The sequence below is a fragment of the Methylovorus sp. MM2 genome, from assembly GCF_001648895.1.
Classification (GTDB): Bacteria; Pseudomonadota; Gammaproteobacteria; order Burkholderiales; family Methylophilaceae; genus MM1.
This window is the reverse complement of the sequence record NZ_LXUF01000011.1, coordinates 365,684-379,775: the sequence shown is the minus strand read 5'-3', so window position 1 is coordinate 379,775 and position 14,092 is coordinate 365,684. Positions and strand designations below refer to the sequence as shown.

Genomic DNA, 14,092 nt, shown 5'->3' with positions numbered 1-14,092 from the left:
TACTTGCTGTGGCTCGTAAAACCCCTATTGAACGCTATCGTAACATTGGTATTAGTGCGCACATTGACGCCGGTAAAACGACGACAACTGAACGTATTCTTTTCTATACCGGTGTAAACCATAAAATTGGTGAAGTGCATGATGGCGCTGCTACCATGGACTGGATGGAGCAAGAGCAAGAGCGTGGTATCACGATCACTTCTGCTGCGACGACTGCGTTCTGGAAGGGTATGGCCGGTAACTATCCTGAGCACCGTATCAACATTATTGATACCCCAGGTCACGTTGACTTTACGATTGAAGTTGAGCGCTCTATGCGTGTGCTTGATGGCGCATGTATGGTGTACTGTGCTGTGGGCGGCGTGCAGCCTCAGTCTGAGACTGTGTGGCGTCAGGCTAACAAATATAAAGTGCCTCGTTTGGCATTTATCAACAAGATGGACCGTACTGGTGCCAACTTCTTCAAGGTATATGAGCAGCTAAAGGCTCGCCTAAGAGCTAACCCTGTGCCTGTTGTTATTCCTATTGGCGCCGAAGATACATTCAAGGGTGTGGTCGATCTGATCAAGATGAAAGCCATCTTCTGGGATGAGGCTAGCCAGGGTACTAAGTTCACTTACGAAGACATCCCTGCTGACCTAGCTGCGGAAGCTGGTAAGTGGCGCGAGAATATGCTTGAAGTGGCTGCAGAAGCTAACGAAGAGCTCATGAATAAATACTTGGAAGAGGGCGATCTTTCTGAGGCTGAGATCATTAAAGCGTTGCGTGATCGTACGATCGCCAACGAGATTCAGCCGATGCTGTGCGGTACTGCGTTCAAGAACAAAGGTGTTCAGCGTATGCTGGATGCCGTGATCGACTTCTTGCCATCTCCATTAGATATTCCACCGGTTAAGGGTGAGGACGATGATGGTAAGATCGTTGAGCGTAAAGCTGCTGACAATGAGAAGTTCTCCGCGCTTGCGTTCAAGATCATGACTGACCCGTTTGTAGGTCAGCTTATTTTCTTCCGCGTTTATTCTGGCGTCGTGAATTCTGGCGACACTGTTTATAACCCGATCAAGGGTAAAAAAGAGCGCTTAGGCCGTATCTTGCAGATGCATGCTAACCAGCGTGAAGAAATCAAAGAAGTTCACGCTGGCGACATCGCTGCGGCTGTGGGTTTGAAGGATGCAACTACTGGCGATACGCTTTGCGACCCAGATAATATTGTGATTCTTGAGCGCATGATATTCCCTGAGCCAGTGATTCACGTTGCTGTTGAGCCTAAAACTAAAGCTGACCAAGAGAAGATGGGTATTGCCCTGAATCGTTTGGCGCAAGAAGATCCTTCATTCCGTGTGCGCACTGATGAAGAAACAAACCAGACTATTATTTCTGGTATGGGTGAGCTGCACCTTGAGATTCTGGTTGATCGTATGAAGCGTGAATTCAACGTTGAAGCTAACGTTGGTGCTCCGCAAGTTGCTTATCGTGAAGCCATCAAGAAGAAAGTTGAAGTTGAAGGTAAGTTCGTTAAGCAATCAGGTGGTAAGGGCCAATATGGTCACGTTTGGTTGATCATGGAGCCAAATGAGCCTGGTAAAGGTTTTGAGTTCGTTGATCAAATCAAGGGCGGTACTGTGCCTCGCGAATTCATTCCTGCGGTTGAGAAAGGTTTGAGAGAGACCATTCCTAGTGGTGTATTGGCTGGTTTCCCAGTTGTTGACGTAAAAGTTACATTGTTCGATGGTTCTTACCATGATGTCGACTCCAATGAAAATGCATTTAAAATGGCGGCTTCGATTGGTTTCAAAGATGGTATGCGTAAGGCGGATCCAATTCTTCTTGAGCCTATGATGGCTGTTGAAGTTGAAACGCCTGAAGATTACATGGGTGATGTAATGGGTGACTTGTCTTCACGTCGTGGCATGATTCAAGGTATGGAAGATAACGCGAGTGGTAAGGTGATTCGCGCTGAAGTGCCGCTTGCTGAGATGTTTGGTTACTCAACTGTTGTACGTTCCTTGTCACAAGGCCGTGCTAGCTACAGCATGGAATTCAAGCATTACTCTGAAGCACCAAGAAACGTGGCAGAAGCCATCATTAACAAGAAATAAACACTAACGCTAATACATTCTAAACTTACTGTTAAGTTAGATTAATAAAGGAAAGCAATCATGGCAAAAGGTAAATTTGAGCGGACGAAGCCGCACGTAAACGTAGGTACGATTGGTCACGTTGACCATGGCAAGACCACGCTAACAGCGGCGATCACGACGATTCTTTCAAAGAAGTTCGGTGGTGAAGCTAAGGGATATGCAGACATTGACGCAGCCCCAGAAGAAAAGGCACGTGGTATTACCATCAATACCGCTCACGTTGAATACGAAACAGCCGCACGTCACTACGCACACGTTGACTGTCCAGGCCACGCCGATTATGTCAAGAACATGATCACTGGCGCTGCTCAAATGGACGGCGCGATCCTAGTTTGCTCCGCAGCTGACGGTCCTATGCCCCAAACACGTGAACACATCCTCTTGGCTCGCCAAGTTGGTGTTCCATACATCGTCGTGTTCCTGAACAAGGCAGACATGGTCGATGACGCAGAACTATTAGAGCTCGTAGAAATGGAAGTGCGTGAGTTGCTTTCTAAATACGATTTCCCGGGTGATGACACTCCGATCGTACACGGTTCAGCTAAGCTTGCCCTTGAAGGCGACCAATCTGAAATCGGCGAACCATCAATCTTCAAACTAGCTGACGCACTAGACAGCTACATCCCAACACCAGAACGCGCAATCGACGGCGCATTCCTGATGCCAGTAGAAGACGTATTCTCGATCTCAGGTCGCGGTACTGTAGTAACTGGCCGTATCGAACGCGGTATCGTTAAGGTTGGTGATGAAATCGAAATCGTTGGTATCAAGCCAACCCTCAAGACAACATGTACTGGCGTTGAAATGTTCCGTAAGTTACTTGACCAAGGTCAAGCAGGTGACAACGTTGGCGTGTTGCTACGTGGTACTAAACGTGAAGAAGTTGAGCGTGGTCAAGTATTGGCTAAGTCAGGTTCAATCAAGCCACATACCAAGTTCGCAGCTGAGATCTACGTGTTAGGTAAAGATGAAGGTGGTCGTCATACACCATTCTTCAACGGCTACCGCCCACAATTCTATTTCCGTACCACAGACGTGACTGGCGCAGTTGAATTGCCAGCAGGTACAGAAATGGTGATGCCAGGTGATAACGTATCCATCACTGTTGCATTGATTGCGCCTATCGCCATGGAAGACGGCTTACGCTTCGCTATCCGTGAAGGTGGTCGTACCGTCGGTGCCGGTGTCGTCGCTAAAATTATTGAATAAATAGTAGTTAAACTTAAAACGGCAGGTGGTTCTTACACCTGCCGTTTCGCTCTTTAAGGAAAAGTAAAATGGCAGCTCAAAAAATCCGTATTCGTCTTAAGGCATTTGACTATCGTTTGATCGATCAGTCAGCTTTGGAAATCGTAGAAACTGCAAAGCGCACAGGCGCTGTTGTTAAAGGTCCGGTGCCTTTGCCAACACGTATCGAACGTTTTGACATTTTGCGTTCACCGCACGTGAATAAAACTTCTCGTGATCAGTTCGAGATTCGTACCCATCAGCGTCTGATGGATATCGTAGATCCTACTGATAAGACTGTCGATGCCTTGATGAAGTTGGATCTTCCAGCTGGTGTGGATGTAGAAATCAAGCTGTAAGTAGTTAAGTTATAAAAGATAAGTTGTAAAAATATTGAGGGTTCGGTATAATCCGCCCCTCGCATGAAAACAGGTCGGTCAATTGTAATCGGCCCTTTAATTATTATAAGGAAATGATCATGAGCTTAGGGCTTATTGGTCGCAAGGTGGGTATGACCCGCATTTTTACTGATGAAGGCGAAAGCATTCCAGTAACAGTGTTGGAAGTTGTGCCAAACCGTGTGACGCAGGTCAAAACACTTGCAAGTGATGGCTATTCAAGCCTTCAACTGACGCATGGCGAACGCCGTGCTAGCCGTGTTAATAAGGCGCTTGCTGGGCATTATGCCAAAGCTGGTGCTGTGGCTGGTTCAGGTAGCAAAGAATTTCAAGTTGCTGAAGGTGATGCTGCAAACTACGCAGCTGGATCTAATGTTACTGTTGAAATATTCCAGGCAGGTCAAATCGTTGACGTCACTGGTACTTCAATCGGTAAGGGTTTTGCTGGTGCGATCAAGCGCCACAACTTCAGCTCAAATCGTGCATCCCATGGTAACTCTAGGTCACATAACGTGCCTGGTTCTATCGGTATGGCGCAAGATCCGGGTCGAGTATTCCCTGGTAAGCGTATGCCTGGCCATTTGGGCGCTATTAAAACTACCGTACAGAACTTAGAGATCGTTCGCGTTGATGTTGAGCGCAACCTTCTTCTGATCAAGGGTGCTGTACCTGGTTCCAAGGGCGGTGACGTTGTTGTGCGTCCTGCCGTGAAAGCGAGCGCATAATGGAACTTAAATTAATTGATAAAAACGGTAAGCCAGCTAAGAGCGGTCTAGAGGTTTCTGAAATCACGTTCGGTCGTGAATTCAATGAGGCGCTAGTTCACCAAGTGGTTGTTGCTTATCAAGCAAATGCGCGCACTGCTACACGCGCCCAATTAGGTCGTGGCAATGTTAGCCATACGACGCACAAGCCATGGAACCAAAAAGGTACTGGCCGTGCACGTGCTGGTATGAGCTCAAGTCCGATCTGGCGTGGAGGCGGTCGCGCTTTCCCAAATAGCCCAGATGAAAATTTCAGCCATAAGGTAAATCGTAAGGCTTACCGTGCTGGTATTCGTTCTATCCTTTCTGAGCTTGTTCGTCAGGATCGTCTGAGTGTTGTAGAAGAGTTCACAGTAGACTCACCAAAAACTAAGGTGTTGGTTGAAAAGATCAAAGGTTTTGGTTATGCCGAAGGTGTGTTGGTGTTGACTGACACTTTCGATGAGAATCTCTACTTGTCTTCACGTAACTTGCCGCATGTATTAGTGTTGGAAGCGCAATATGTTGACCCTGTCAGCTTGGTGCGTTTTGCTAATGTTATTGCTACCAAGGGTGCGGTTAAAAAACTTGAGGAGTTGCTAGCATGAGCACAAATCAAAATCTGATAGCGACTCAAGATCGTTTGTTGCAAGTCATTCTTGCGCCACAGATCACTGAAAAAGCTACTCGTATCGCCGATAAGAATCAGCAGATCGCATTTAAAGTGCGCACTGATGCTACTAAGCTTGAAATCAAGGCAGCGGTTGAGTTGGTGTTTAAGGTTGAAGTGGATGCCGTTACCGTTGCTAACGTTAAGGGTAAGGTAAAACGTGCTGGCCGTGTTCTAGGTCGCCGTAAGGACTGGAAGAAAGCTTATGTGAGCTTGAAGCCAGGTCAAGAAATCAACTTTGCAGCAGGCGAATAGGAGAAATCATGGCACTAATTAAAGTAAAGCCAACTTCACCTGGCCGCCGCGCCGTAGTGAAAGTTGTTACACCGGATCTGTACAAAGGTAAGCCTCATGCGCCTTTGCTAGAAAAGCAAAGCAAAAAGGCTGGCCGTAACCATAATGGTCACATCACGATTCGTCACCAAGGTGGCGGTCATAAGCAGCATTATCGTCTGGTGGATTTCCGCCGTAATAAAGATGGTATTCCAGCTAAAGTTGAGCATATTGAATACGATCCAAACCGTAGCGCACATATTGCATTGCTGGTTTATGCGGATGGTGAGCGTCGTTACATCATCGCTCCACGCGGCATAGCTGCTGGTGCGCAATTGGTAAGCGGTTCTGATGCACCGATCAAAGCAGGTAATGCATTGCCTTTGCGCAATATTCCTGTCGGTAGCACGATCCACTGCATCGAATTGCAACCAGGTAAGGGTGCGCAAATTGCGCGTTCTGCTGGTACTTCAGTTCAGTTGCTTGCGCGTGAAGGCAGCTATGCTCAGTTGCGTTTGCGTTCTGGTGAAGTGCGTCGCGTACACGTTGATTGCAAAGCAACCATCGGTGAAGTCGGTAATGAAGAGCATTCATTGCGCTCTATCGGTAAAGCTGGTGCGATGCGCTGGCGTGGTGTTCGCCCAACCGTTCGCGGTGTGGTGATGAACCCGGTAGATCACCCGCACGGTGGTGGTGAAGGTAAGACTGCTGCAGGTATGAACCCTGTTAGCCCATGGGGTACGCCTACTAAGGGTTACCGTACACGTCGTAACAAGCGTACCGATAATATGCGCGTCGCTCGTCGTCCAGCGAATAAGAGGTAATCGATATGGCACGTTCAATTAAAAAAGGTCCATTCATTGATGGTCATTTGGCAAAAAAAGTAGAAGTGGCATCTGCAAATCGTGATCGTAAGCCGATCAAGACTTGGTCACGTCGTTCTACTATCCTGCCTGACTTCATCGGTTTGACCATTGCAATACACAACGGCAGACAGCATGTGCCTGTACTGATTTCAGAAAACATGGTTGGCCACAAACTCGGCGAATTTGCATTGACTCGTACTTTCAAGGGTCACGCAGCCGATAAAAAGGCTAAGAAGTAGGAGTATGACGATGCAAGTATCTGCAGTGTTAAAAGGTGTTCATCTGTCGCCACAAAAAGCCCGTTTAGTTGCTGACTTGGTGCGCGGTAAAAAAGTGGATTTTGCGCTCAACATCTTGAATTTCTCACCTAAAAAAGGTGCTGAGATTATCAAGAAAGTTGTTGAGTCTGCGATTGCCAATGCCGAGCATAACGAAGGTGCTGATATCGATGAGTTGAAAGTGATTTCAATCTATGTTGATAAAGGTATCGTGCTTAAGCGTATTCGTGCCCGTGCTAAAGGTCGTGCAGGCAAGATTATTAAACCAACCAGTCACATCACTGTGACTGTCGGTAACTAAAGGAATCGATATGGGTCAGAAAATACATCCGTTTGGTTTCCGTCTGAGTGTCCAGAAAAATTGGTTATCTCGTTGGTATTCAAACAGCAAAAACTTTCCTTCAATGTTGAGTGGCGACATCAAGGTCCGTACATTCCTCAAGAAGAAACTTTCTCATGCAGCCGTGAGCCGTATCATCATTGAGCGCCCTGCAAAGAATGCCAAGATCACTATTTATAGTGCACGTCCTGGTGTTGTGATTGGTAAAAAGGGTGAGGATATCGAATCCTTACGCTCTACCCTGCAAGGTCTGATGGGTGTGCCAGTACATCTGAACATCGAAGAAGTGCGTAAGCCTGAAATCGATGCGACATTGATTGCTGAAAGTATCGCGCAACAGCTTGAGAAACGTGTGATGTTCCGTCGCGCCATGAAGCGCGCAATGCAAAATGCAATGCGTCTTGGTGCTCAAGGTATCAAGATCATGAGCTCAGGTCGTTTGAATGGTATCGAAATTGCACGTACAGAATGGTATCGCGAAGGTCGTGTGCCACTACATACGTTGCGTGCTGATATCGATTATGGTGTTGCTGAAGCGCAAACGACATACGGCATTATCGGTATTAAAGTTTGGGTATTTAAGGGTGAGGTATTTGCTGGTAAAGGTGAACAACCTGTTGCTGCAATAGCTGCCGAGCCAGAGAAAAAAGCAAGAAAGTCAGGGGCGAAAAATGCTACAGCCAGCTAGACAAAAATATCGTAAGATGCAAAAAGGCCGTAACAAGGGCATTGCAACTACGGGTAATAAAGTGAGTTTTGGTGAATATGGCCTTAAGGCAATTGGTCGCGGTCGTTTGACTGCTCGCCAGATTGAGGCCGCGCGTCGTGTGATGACGCGTCACATCAAGCGTGGTGGTCGGGTGTGGATTCGTATTTTCCCTGATCAACCAATTTCTAAGAAGCCTGCTGAAGTACGTATGGGTAACGGTAAAGGTAGTACTGAATACTACGTTGCTCAAATCCAGCCAGGTAAAATGTTATATGAAATGGACGGCGTGAGCGAAGAGCTAGCGCGTGAAGCGTTCCGTTTGGCTGCTGCTAAGTTGCCAATCGAGACAACATTCACTACCCGTCATATTGGGAGCTGAAAATGAAAGCAACCGAATTAAGAAACAAGACAGTTGAAGAGTTGAGCAATGAGCTAATCGAATTGCGCCGCGCGCAGTTCTCATTACGCATGCAATTGGCCACTCAACAACTTAACAAAGTTGATCAGGTGGGTAAGGTTCGTCGCGATATTGCTCGTGTCCGTACAGTGCTTGCTGAGAAAAACAAGCAAGCTCAGGCATAAGGCGGAATAAATAATGAGTAGCGATAATCAAACTGCAAAAGTCGTCCGCACATTAAGCGGCCGCGTTGTTAGCGACAAAATGGATAAGACTGTCACTGTATTGGTGGAGCGTAAAGTAAAGCATCCATTGATCGGTAAAGTTGTTCGCCGTTCCAACAAATTCCATGCACACGATGAAACAAACGAGTGTAAAGAAGGCGATGTAGTGGTGATCGAAGAAAGTCGTCCACTTTCCAAGACTAAAACTTGGAAAGTAAGCAAGATAGTAGAAAAAGCACGTAGCATCTAATTTATATTGCATTCCTTAGGGGATGCAATATATAATGTTGGACTTTTCGGCGCTCCTGTCTCTGGTAATTCTTAGGCAGACAAGCTGGCGCCCCAATACTGACCGTGGTCTATCGGCCGAGTTGAAAAACGGCCGGTGTTGGTTTTAACGGATTAAGTTGGAGATTATTCTCATGATTCAAATGCAATCTCGGCTAGAAGTTGCCGATAACACTGGTGCTCGTTCTGTAATGTGCATCAAAGTGTTGGGCGGTTCAAAGCGTCGTTACGCCGGTATCGGTGATGTCATCAAGGTCAGCATTAAAGATGCTGCTCCACGTGGTCGTGTGAAGAAAGGCGAAGTATATAGCGCCGTTGTTGTTCGCACAGCCAAGGGTGTTCGTCGTCCTGATGGTTCGCTGGTTAAGTTCGATGGTAATGCGGCCGTGTTGTTAAATAACAAGCTGGAACCGATTGGTACCCGTATTTTCGGGCCAGTGACACGTGAGCTTCGCGGCGAGCGTTTCATGAAGATCGTTTCTCTGGCACCGGAAGTATTATAAGGAGCTGCCTGATGAGTAAAATTCGTAAGGGCGATGAAGTCGTTCTAAATACTGGTAAAGATAAAGGCAAGCGCGGTACTGTTCTGAGCGTTCTTGAGTCTGGCCATGTGTTAGTTGAGGGTGTCAACGTTGCTAAGAAGCACGCAAAGCCAAACCCAATGAAGGGTGTGACTGGCGGAATTATTAGTAAGGAAATGCCATTAGACATTTCCAATGTTGCTTTATTTAATCGTGCCACCCAGAAGGGTGATCGCGTTGGCTTCAAAACGCTGGATGACGGCCGCAAAGTGCGTGTCTTCAAGTCTAGCGGCGAAGTTGTAGACGCATAAGCCAGGGAGCATAAGAAAATATCATGGCTCGTTTAAAAGATTTTTATAAAGAATCAGTGGTCAAGAGCTTGACCGAGCAATTTGGCTATACATCCCCCATGCAAGTGCCGCGTATCGAAAAGATCACGCTGAACATGGGTGTTGGCGAAGCTGTTGCTGATAAAAAAGTAATGGAAAATGCGGTTGGCGATCTTGAAAAGATCGCTGGTCAAAAAGTGATTGTTACCAAAGCTAAGAAGTCTATCGCTGCTTTTAAGATTCGTGATGACTATCCTGTCGGTTGCAAAGTGACGTTGCGTCGTGAGCGTATGTACGAATTCTTGGATCGTTTAGTAACTGTTGCGATTCCACGTATCCGTGACTTCCGTGGTATTTCTGCTAAGTCTTTTGACGGTCGCGGTAACTACAACATGGGTGTGCGTGAGCAAATCATTTTCCCTGAAATCGAATATGACAAGATCGACGCGTTGCGTGGTCTGAATATCACGATTACAACAACAGCAAAAACTGACGAAGAAGCGCGTGCATTGCTTGCAGCATTTAGCTTCCCGTTTAGAAACTGAGGATCTTATGGCTAAAACCTGTTTGATTGAACGCGAACAAAAACGTCGCGATACAGTAAAGAAATATGCAACTAAGCGCGCTGAATTAACAGCAATTGCTACCGACTTAAATGCTTCACCTGAAGATCGTCGTGCGGCACGTTTGAAATTGCAAAGTTTGCCACGTAATTCCAGTCCTGTTCGTTTGCGTAATCGTTGCGCATTGACTGGTCGCCCACGTGGTGTGTTTAGTAAGTTTGGTATTGCGCGTAGCAAGTTGCGCGAGTTGATGATGCGCGGCGAAGTGCCTGGCGTCACCAAAGCTAGCTGGTAACGGAGGGTTAGAACATGAGTATGAGTGATCCGATTGCCGATATGCTGACCCGCATTCGTAATGCGCAAAGCACAAATAAGCCAGCAGTTTCAATGCCTGCATCTAAAGTAAAGCGTGCTATTGCTAGCGTACTTAAAGATGAAGGTTACATTGATGACTTTGCTGTGCAAGATTTTGATGGCAAACCACAATTGAATATCAGCCTTAAGTATTATGCTGGTCGCCCTGTGATTGAGAAGATCGAGCGCGTAAGTCGCCCTGGTCTTCGTATCTACCGCGGTAATCAAGATATTCCTAAGGTATTAAATGGTCTTGGTGTGACGATCGTGTCAACTTCCAAGGGTGTGATGACTGATCGCAAAGCGCAGGCTGCCGGTGTCGGTGGTGAAGTGCTGTGCATCGTGGCTTAAGGAGAAAACATGTCTCGTGTAGCTAAAAATCCAGTCGCCATTCCTGCTAAGGTTGAAGTGGTGCTAAGTGCCAACAATATTTCTGTCAGCGGCCCTTTGGGCAAGTTGTCACAAGCGTTGACTGGTGCAGTTAACTTAAATCGTGAAGGTGATTCACTTACATTTGTGGTTGCAAATGATAGCCAACACTCTCGTGCAATGTCAGGTACTTTACGTGCGCTGGTTGCAAATATGGTACACGGCGTATCTCAAGGTTTTACGCGTAAGCTAAACCTGGTCGGTGTGGGCTATAAAGCACAGGCGCAAGGTACTACGTTGAATCTGGAGCTAGGTTACTCACATCCAGTCAACCACAAGATGCCTGATGGCGTAACTGTACAAACACCTACGCCAACAGAGATCGTGTTGACAGGTGTTGATAAACAAGTGATTGGCCAAGTTGCTGCGCAGATTCGTGCGTACCGTTCACCAGAGCCTTATAAAGGCAAGGGTGTTCGTTACTCCGATGAAGTGGTCATTATTAAAGAAACCAAGAAGAAGTAAGGTTTAGCCATGAATATCGTAAATTCTCGTCTGCGTCGTGCACGTAAAACTCGTGCCAAAATCGCTGAGTTAAAGGTGACACGCCTAAGCGTGCATCGTAGTAATGGTCATATCTATGCGCAAATTATCGCCGAAACTGGAGATAAAGTTCTGGCGAGTGCTTCAACGCTAGAAGCTGAAGTGCGTAAAGATATCAAGAATGGTGGCAATATTGCTGCAGCTGCGGTTATTGGTAAGCGAATTGCTGAAAAGGCAAAGGCTGCAGGCGTTACACAAGTGGCATTTGACCGTTCAGGTTATAAATACCATGGTCGTATCAAAGCGCTTGCTGATGCAGCGCGTGAAAACGGCTTGTCCTTCTAATAGACGGGGTTGATGATGGCAAAAGAAATTGAACAACAGCAGACCGATGGTCTGCGCGAGAAAATGATCGCAGTCAACCGCGTGACCAAAGTGGTCAAGGGTGGTCGTATTATGAGTTTCGCTGCATTGAGCGTTGTTGGTGACGGTGACGGTGCGGTTGGTATGGGTAAAGGTAAAGCGCGTGAAGTGCCTGTTGCTGTACAAAAAGCAATGGATGAAGCGCGTCGTGATATGGTCAAGGTAAGCCTGACTAACGGTACTTTGCATCATGCAGTTACTGGTGTTCACGGTGCTGCTAAAGTATTCATCCAGCCAGCTTCTGAAGGTACCGGTATTATTGCTGGTGGTGCAATGCGCGCTATTTTTGAAGTAATGGGTATTACGAATGTTTTGGCTAAGTGCATTGGTTCAACCAATCCTTACAACGTTGTTCGCGCAACGTTGAATGGCCTGCAATCCATGAATACTCCTGCTGAAGTCGCTGCAAAGCGTGGCAAGACAATTGAAGAAATCAGAGGCTAATCATGGCTAAAGCAAAAAAAGAAGTGGCTGTTGGCACTGTTAAAGTAACTTTGGTTAAAAGCACCATTGGTCGTATCGCTGCACATCGTGCAAGTGTCGCTGGTCTTGGTCTGCGTCGTTTGAATCACACTGTTGAAGTGCAAGATACACCGGAAAATCGCGGCATGATCAATGCAGTAAACTATCTCTTAAAGGTAGAAGCATAATGAAATTGAATTCTATTAAGCCAGCTGAAGGTGCTAAGCACTCGAAGCGTCGCGTTGGTCGTGGTATCGGCTCTGGCCTTGGTAAGACAGCTGGTCGTGGCCATAAAGGTCAGAAATCACGTACTGGTGGTTTTCACAAAGTTGGTTTTGAAGGCGGTCAAATGCCTTTGCAACGTCGTTTGCCAAAACGTGGCTTTAATTCTTTAACTAAGGCTGATACTGCACATGTGCGTACTGGTGAGTTAGTTAAAGTTCAAGCGGACGTGATCGACTTGCTTGCTTTGAAACAAGCTAACGTTGTGCCGACAACTGTGAAATCTGTGAAAGTTTACCTTTCAGGTGATGTGACTCGTGCAATCAATGTACAAGGTCTTCTTCTGAGCAAGGGTGCACGTGCGGCGTTAGAAGCTGCTGGCGGCAAGATCGTAGAGTAATAGCAAGTTGGCTAACGATAGTATGTTTGGTGCTGTAAGCAAGATGGGCGAGCTTAAGAGTCGTCTGTTATTTGTGTTAGGTGCTTTAGTTGTATATCGCTTAGGCGCGCACATCCCGGTTCCGGGTATCGATCCGGATGTGCTGGCTAGGTTATTTGAATCGCAAAGTGGCGGCATTCTGGGCATGTTCAACATGTTCTCAGGTGGCGCGTTGTCTAGATTCACCGTATTTGCGTTAGGTATCATGCCTTACATCTCTGCATCGATCATTATGCAGTTATTGACTGTTGTATCTCCAAAGATGGAGCAGTTGAAGAAAGAAGGCGAAGCTGGACGTCGTTTGATTACGAAGTATACGCGTTATGGCACGGTACTTTTGGCGACATTCCAAGGTTTGGGTATCGCGATTGCTTTAGAAAGTCAGGCTGGCCTTGTGCTAGATCCTGGTTTGATGTTCCGATTCACAACGGTGGTTACCTTGGTGAGTGGAACGATGTTTTTGATGTGGTTAGGTGAGCAGATTACAGAGCGAGGTGTTGGTAATGGTATTTCTATCATTATCTTTGCCGGTATCGTTGCTGGATTGCCACATGCCATTGGTGGTACGTTGGAGTTGGCCAGAACGGGCGCATTTTCTATCCCGCTGGTGATCTTCCTGTTTGCTGCTGCGATTTTAGTAACTGCTTTTGTCGTGTTTGTAGAGCGTGGTCAACGTAAAATTACGGTCAACTATGCTAAGCGCCAAGTAGGTCGTAAGGTATTTGGCGGTCAAACAAGTCATTTGCCGTTGAAGCTGAATATGGCGGGTGTGATTCCCCCGATTTTTGCCTCAAGTATTATTTTGTTCCCAGCGACGTTAGCTGGATGGTTTGGTAGCAGAGATAGCATGTCATGGTTAAAAGAGGTAGGCACGACGTTGTCGCCAGGCCAGCCGCTTTACATCATTTTCTTTGCTACTGCGATTGTGTTTTTCTGTTTCTTTTATACGGCGTTAGTGTTTAACCCAAAAGAAACAGCAGATAACTTGAAGAAGAGTGGTGCATTTGTTCCTGGGATTCGTCCTGGTGACCAAACCGCTAAATATATAGATCGCATCATGGGTCGTTTGACATTGATCGGTGCAATCTACATTACGCTGGTTTGTTTGTTGCCAGAGTTCTTGATCTTGAAATGGAACGTACCGTTTTACTTTGGTGGTACATCGCTGTTGATTATTGTAGTTGTGACCATGGATTTCATGACACAAGTACAGTCACACTTGATGTCTCATCAGTATGAAGGTTTGCTAAAGAAAGCTAATTTTAAAGGTGGTGCGGTTACTCCGCGCTAATTGAGTAAGACCTTTGGTTAAG

The 14,092-nt window shown here is 46.5% G+C and carries 24 protein-coding genes; all 24 read left to right on the top strand.

Going from position 1 to position 14,092, the window contains the following annotated elements; genetic code table 11:
* The first annotated feature begins 8 nt into the window (after positions 1–8).
* The 24 genes from fusA (at position 9) to secY (ending at position 14,070) form a co-directional block, all read left to right on the top strand.
* Entirely contained in the window at positions 9–2,099 is a 2,091-nt protein-coding gene (gene fusA, locus A7981_RS09555) for an elongation factor G (RefSeq protein ID WP_067267446.1), read from the top strand.
* 60 nt (positions 2,100–2,159) lie between these two features.
* Positions 2,160–3,350, top strand: coding sequence for an elongation factor Tu (gene tuf / locus A7981_RS09550; RefSeq protein ID WP_067267444.1), 1,191 nt, complete (start codon positions 2,160–2,162; stop codon positions 3,348–3,350).
* A gap of 68 nt (positions 3,351–3,418) precedes the next feature.
* A complete protein-coding gene (gene rpsJ, locus A7981_RS09545) occupies positions 3,419–3,727 on the top strand; it encodes a 30S ribosomal protein S10 (protein ID WP_011478646.1) in 309 nt (102 codons plus the stop codon).
* A gap of 119 nt (positions 3,728–3,846) precedes the next feature.
* A complete protein-coding gene (gene rplC, locus A7981_RS09540; protein WP_067267441.1) occupies positions 3,847–4,491 on the top strand; it encodes a 50S ribosomal protein L3 in 645 nt (214 codons plus the stop codon).
* Entirely contained in the window at positions 4,491–5,117 is a 627-nt protein-coding gene (gene rplD, locus A7981_RS09535; protein ID WP_067267439.1) for a 50S ribosomal protein L4, read from the top strand. Before rplC ends, rplD begins: the two co-directional genes overlap by 1 nt.
* Positions 5,114–5,434 (top strand): 50S ribosomal protein L23, encoded by a 321-nt coding sequence (gene rplW / locus A7981_RS09530; protein WP_067267437.1) that lies wholly within the window; start codon positions 5,114–5,116, stop codon positions 5,432–5,434. Before rplD ends, rplW begins: the two co-directional genes overlap by 4 nt.
* Positions 5,435–5,442: 8 nt before the next feature.
* A complete protein-coding gene (gene rplB / locus A7981_RS09525) occupies positions 5,443–6,276 on the top strand; it encodes a 50S ribosomal protein L2 (protein ID WP_067267434.1) in 834 nt (277 codons plus the stop codon).
* Between the two features lie 5 nt (positions 6,277–6,281).
* Positions 6,282–6,557, top strand: a complete 276-nt coding sequence (rpsS, locus tag A7981_RS09520; RefSeq protein WP_067267433.1) for a 30S ribosomal protein S19 — start codon at positions 6,282–6,284, stop codon at positions 6,555–6,557.
* 10 nt (positions 6,558–6,567) lie between these two features.
* Complete coding sequence (gene rplV, locus A7981_RS09515) at positions 6,568–6,897, top strand: 50S ribosomal protein L22 (RefSeq protein ID WP_067267431.1); 330 nt, start codon at positions 6,568–6,570, stop codon at positions 6,895–6,897.
* Positions 6,898–6,907: 10 nt separating this feature from the next.
* The gene (gene rpsC / locus A7981_RS09510; RefSeq protein ID WP_067267429.1) at positions 6,908–7,624 is read left to right on the top strand and encodes a 30S ribosomal protein S3; all 717 of its coding nucleotides are present in this window, start codon (positions 6,908–6,910) and stop codon (positions 7,622–7,624) included.
* Positions 7,608–8,024: a 50S ribosomal protein L16 gene (rplP, locus tag A7981_RS09505; protein ID WP_067267427.1), complete on the top strand. Its 417-nt coding sequence runs from the start codon at positions 7,608–7,610 to the stop codon at positions 8,022–8,024. Before rpsC ends, rplP begins: the two co-directional genes overlap by 17 nt.
* Before the next feature lie 2 nt (positions 8,025–8,026).
* A complete protein-coding gene (rpmC, locus tag A7981_RS09500) occupies positions 8,027–8,227 on the top strand; it encodes a 50S ribosomal protein L29 (RefSeq protein WP_067267425.1) in 201 nt (66 codons plus the stop codon).
* Positions 8,228–8,240: 13 nt separating this feature from the next.
* Positions 8,241–8,516 carry a 30S ribosomal protein S17 gene (rpsQ, locus tag A7981_RS09495; protein ID WP_067267422.1) on the top strand — a complete coding sequence of 92 codons (276 nt, stop codon included), beginning with the start codon at positions 8,241–8,243 and terminating at the stop codon, positions 8,514–8,516.
* 172 nt (positions 8,517–8,688) lie between these two features.
* Positions 8,689–9,057, top strand: a complete 369-nt coding sequence (gene rplN, locus A7981_RS09490; protein WP_067267420.1) for a 50S ribosomal protein L14 — start codon at positions 8,689–8,691, stop codon at positions 9,055–9,057.
* 11 nt (positions 9,058–9,068) lie between these two features.
* On the top strand, positions 9,069–9,386 hold the full coding sequence (rplX, locus tag A7981_RS09485) for a 50S ribosomal protein L24 (protein WP_067267418.1): 318 nt from the start codon (positions 9,069–9,071) through the stop codon (positions 9,384–9,386).
* Positions 9,387–9,409: 23 nt separating this feature from the next.
* A complete protein-coding gene (gene rplE, locus A7981_RS09480) occupies positions 9,410–9,949 on the top strand; it encodes a 50S ribosomal protein L5 (RefSeq protein WP_067267415.1) in 540 nt (179 codons plus the stop codon).
* Between the two features lie 7 nt (positions 9,950–9,956).
* Positions 9,957–10,262 carry a 30S ribosomal protein S14 gene (gene rpsN / locus A7981_RS09475; RefSeq protein ID WP_067267412.1) on the top strand — a complete coding sequence of 102 codons (306 nt, stop codon included), beginning with the start codon at positions 9,957–9,959 and terminating at the stop codon, positions 10,260–10,262.
* 14 nt (positions 10,263–10,276) lie between these two features.
* Positions 10,277–10,672 carry a 30S ribosomal protein S8 gene (gene rpsH, locus A7981_RS09470; RefSeq protein ID WP_067267409.1) on the top strand — a complete coding sequence of 132 codons (396 nt, stop codon included), beginning with the start codon at positions 10,277–10,279 and terminating at the stop codon, positions 10,670–10,672.
* Between the two features lie 9 nt (positions 10,673–10,681).
* Positions 10,682–11,215, top strand: a complete 534-nt coding sequence (gene rplF, locus A7981_RS09465) for a 50S ribosomal protein L6 (protein WP_067267408.1) — start codon at positions 10,682–10,684, stop codon at positions 11,213–11,215.
* A gap of 9 nt (positions 11,216–11,224) precedes the next feature.
* Complete coding sequence (gene rplR / locus A7981_RS09460; RefSeq protein WP_067267407.1) at positions 11,225–11,578, top strand: 50S ribosomal protein L18; 354 nt, start codon at positions 11,225–11,227, stop codon at positions 11,576–11,578.
* A 15-nt stretch (positions 11,579–11,593) separates the two neighbouring features.
* Entirely contained in the window at positions 11,594–12,100 is a 507-nt protein-coding gene (gene rpsE / locus A7981_RS09455) for a 30S ribosomal protein S5 (RefSeq protein WP_067267406.1), read from the top strand.
* Positions 12,101–12,102: 2 nt separating this feature from the next.
* Positions 12,103–12,306: a 50S ribosomal protein L30 gene (gene rpmD / locus A7981_RS09450; protein WP_067267405.1), complete on the top strand. Its 204-nt coding sequence runs from the start codon at positions 12,103–12,105 to the stop codon at positions 12,304–12,306.
* Entirely contained in the window at positions 12,306–12,740 is a 435-nt protein-coding gene (rplO, locus tag A7981_RS09445; protein WP_067267401.1) for a 50S ribosomal protein L15, read from the top strand. The genes rpmD and rplO overlap by 1 nt, the downstream gene beginning before the upstream one ends.
* A gap of 22 nt (positions 12,741–12,762) precedes the next feature.
* Positions 12,763–14,070, top strand: a complete 1,308-nt coding sequence (secY, locus tag A7981_RS09440; RefSeq protein WP_371440359.1) for a preprotein translocase subunit SecY — start codon at positions 12,763–12,765, stop codon at positions 14,068–14,070.
* Positions 14,071–14,092 lie beyond the last annotated feature (22 nt).

Excerpts from the sequence above, each read along its gene's own strand:
- tuf (WP_067267444.1), top strand. The coding sequence starts at position 2,160 with ATGGCAAAAGGTAAATTTGAGCGGACGAAGCCGCACGTAAACGTAGGT.
- rpsJ (WP_011478646.1), top strand. The coding sequence starts at position 3,419 with ATGGCAGCTCAAAAAATCCGTATTCGTCTTAAGGCATTTGACTATCGT.
- rplC (WP_067267441.1), top strand. The coding sequence starts at position 3,847 with ATGAGCTTAGGGCTTATTGGTCGCAAGGTGGGTATGACCCGCATTTTT.
- rplD (WP_067267439.1), top strand. The coding sequence starts at position 4,491 with ATGGAACTTAAATTAATTGATAAAAACGGTAAGCCAGCTAAGAGCGGT.
- rplW (WP_067267437.1), top strand. The coding sequence starts at position 5,114 with ATGAGCACAAATCAAAATCTGATAGCGACTCAAGATCGTTTGTTGCAA.
- rplB (WP_067267434.1), top strand. The coding sequence starts at position 5,443 with ATGGCACTAATTAAAGTAAAGCCAACTTCACCTGGCCGCCGCGCCGTA.
- rpsS (WP_067267433.1), top strand. The coding sequence starts at position 6,282 with ATGGCACGTTCAATTAAAAAAGGTCCATTCATTGATGGTCATTTGGCA.
- rplV (WP_067267431.1), top strand. The coding sequence starts at position 6,568 with ATGCAAGTATCTGCAGTGTTAAAAGGTGTTCATCTGTCGCCACAAAAA.
- rpsC (WP_067267429.1), top strand. The coding sequence starts at position 6,908 with ATGGGTCAGAAAATACATCCGTTTGGTTTCCGTCTGAGTGTCCAGAAA.
- rplP (WP_067267427.1), top strand. The coding sequence starts at position 7,608 with ATGCTACAGCCAGCTAGACAAAAATATCGTAAGATGCAAAAAGGCCGT.
- rpmC (WP_067267425.1), top strand. The coding sequence starts at position 8,027 with ATGAAAGCAACCGAATTAAGAAACAAGACAGTTGAAGAGTTGAGCAAT.
- rpsQ (WP_067267422.1), top strand. The coding sequence starts at position 8,241 with ATGAGTAGCGATAATCAAACTGCAAAAGTCGTCCGCACATTAAGCGGC.
- rplN (WP_067267420.1), top strand. The coding sequence starts at position 8,689 with ATGATTCAAATGCAATCTCGGCTAGAAGTTGCCGATAACACTGGTGCT.
- rplX (WP_067267418.1), top strand. The coding sequence starts at position 9,069 with ATGAGTAAAATTCGTAAGGGCGATGAAGTCGTTCTAAATACTGGTAAA.
- rplE (WP_067267415.1), top strand. The coding sequence starts at position 9,410 with ATGGCTCGTTTAAAAGATTTTTATAAAGAATCAGTGGTCAAGAGCTTG.
- rpsN (WP_067267412.1), top strand. The coding sequence starts at position 9,957 with ATGGCTAAAACCTGTTTGATTGAACGCGAACAAAAACGTCGCGATACA.
- rpsH (WP_067267409.1), top strand. The coding sequence starts at position 10,277 with ATGAGTATGAGTGATCCGATTGCCGATATGCTGACCCGCATTCGTAAT.
- rplF (WP_067267408.1), top strand. The coding sequence starts at position 10,682 with ATGTCTCGTGTAGCTAAAAATCCAGTCGCCATTCCTGCTAAGGTTGAA.
- rplR (WP_067267407.1), top strand. The coding sequence starts at position 11,225 with ATGAATATCGTAAATTCTCGTCTGCGTCGTGCACGTAAAACTCGTGCC.
- rpsE (WP_067267406.1), top strand. The coding sequence starts at position 11,594 with ATGGCAAAAGAAATTGAACAACAGCAGACCGATGGTCTGCGCGAGAAA.
- rpmD (WP_067267405.1), top strand. The coding sequence starts at position 12,103 with ATGGCTAAAGCAAAAAAAGAAGTGGCTGTTGGCACTGTTAAAGTAACT.
- rplO (WP_067267401.1), top strand. The coding sequence starts at position 12,306 with ATGAAATTGAATTCTATTAAGCCAGCTGAAGGTGCTAAGCACTCGAAG.
- secY (WP_371440359.1), top strand. The coding sequence starts at position 12,763 with ATGTTTGGTGCTGTAAGCAAGATGGGCGAGCTTAAGAGTCGTCTGTTA.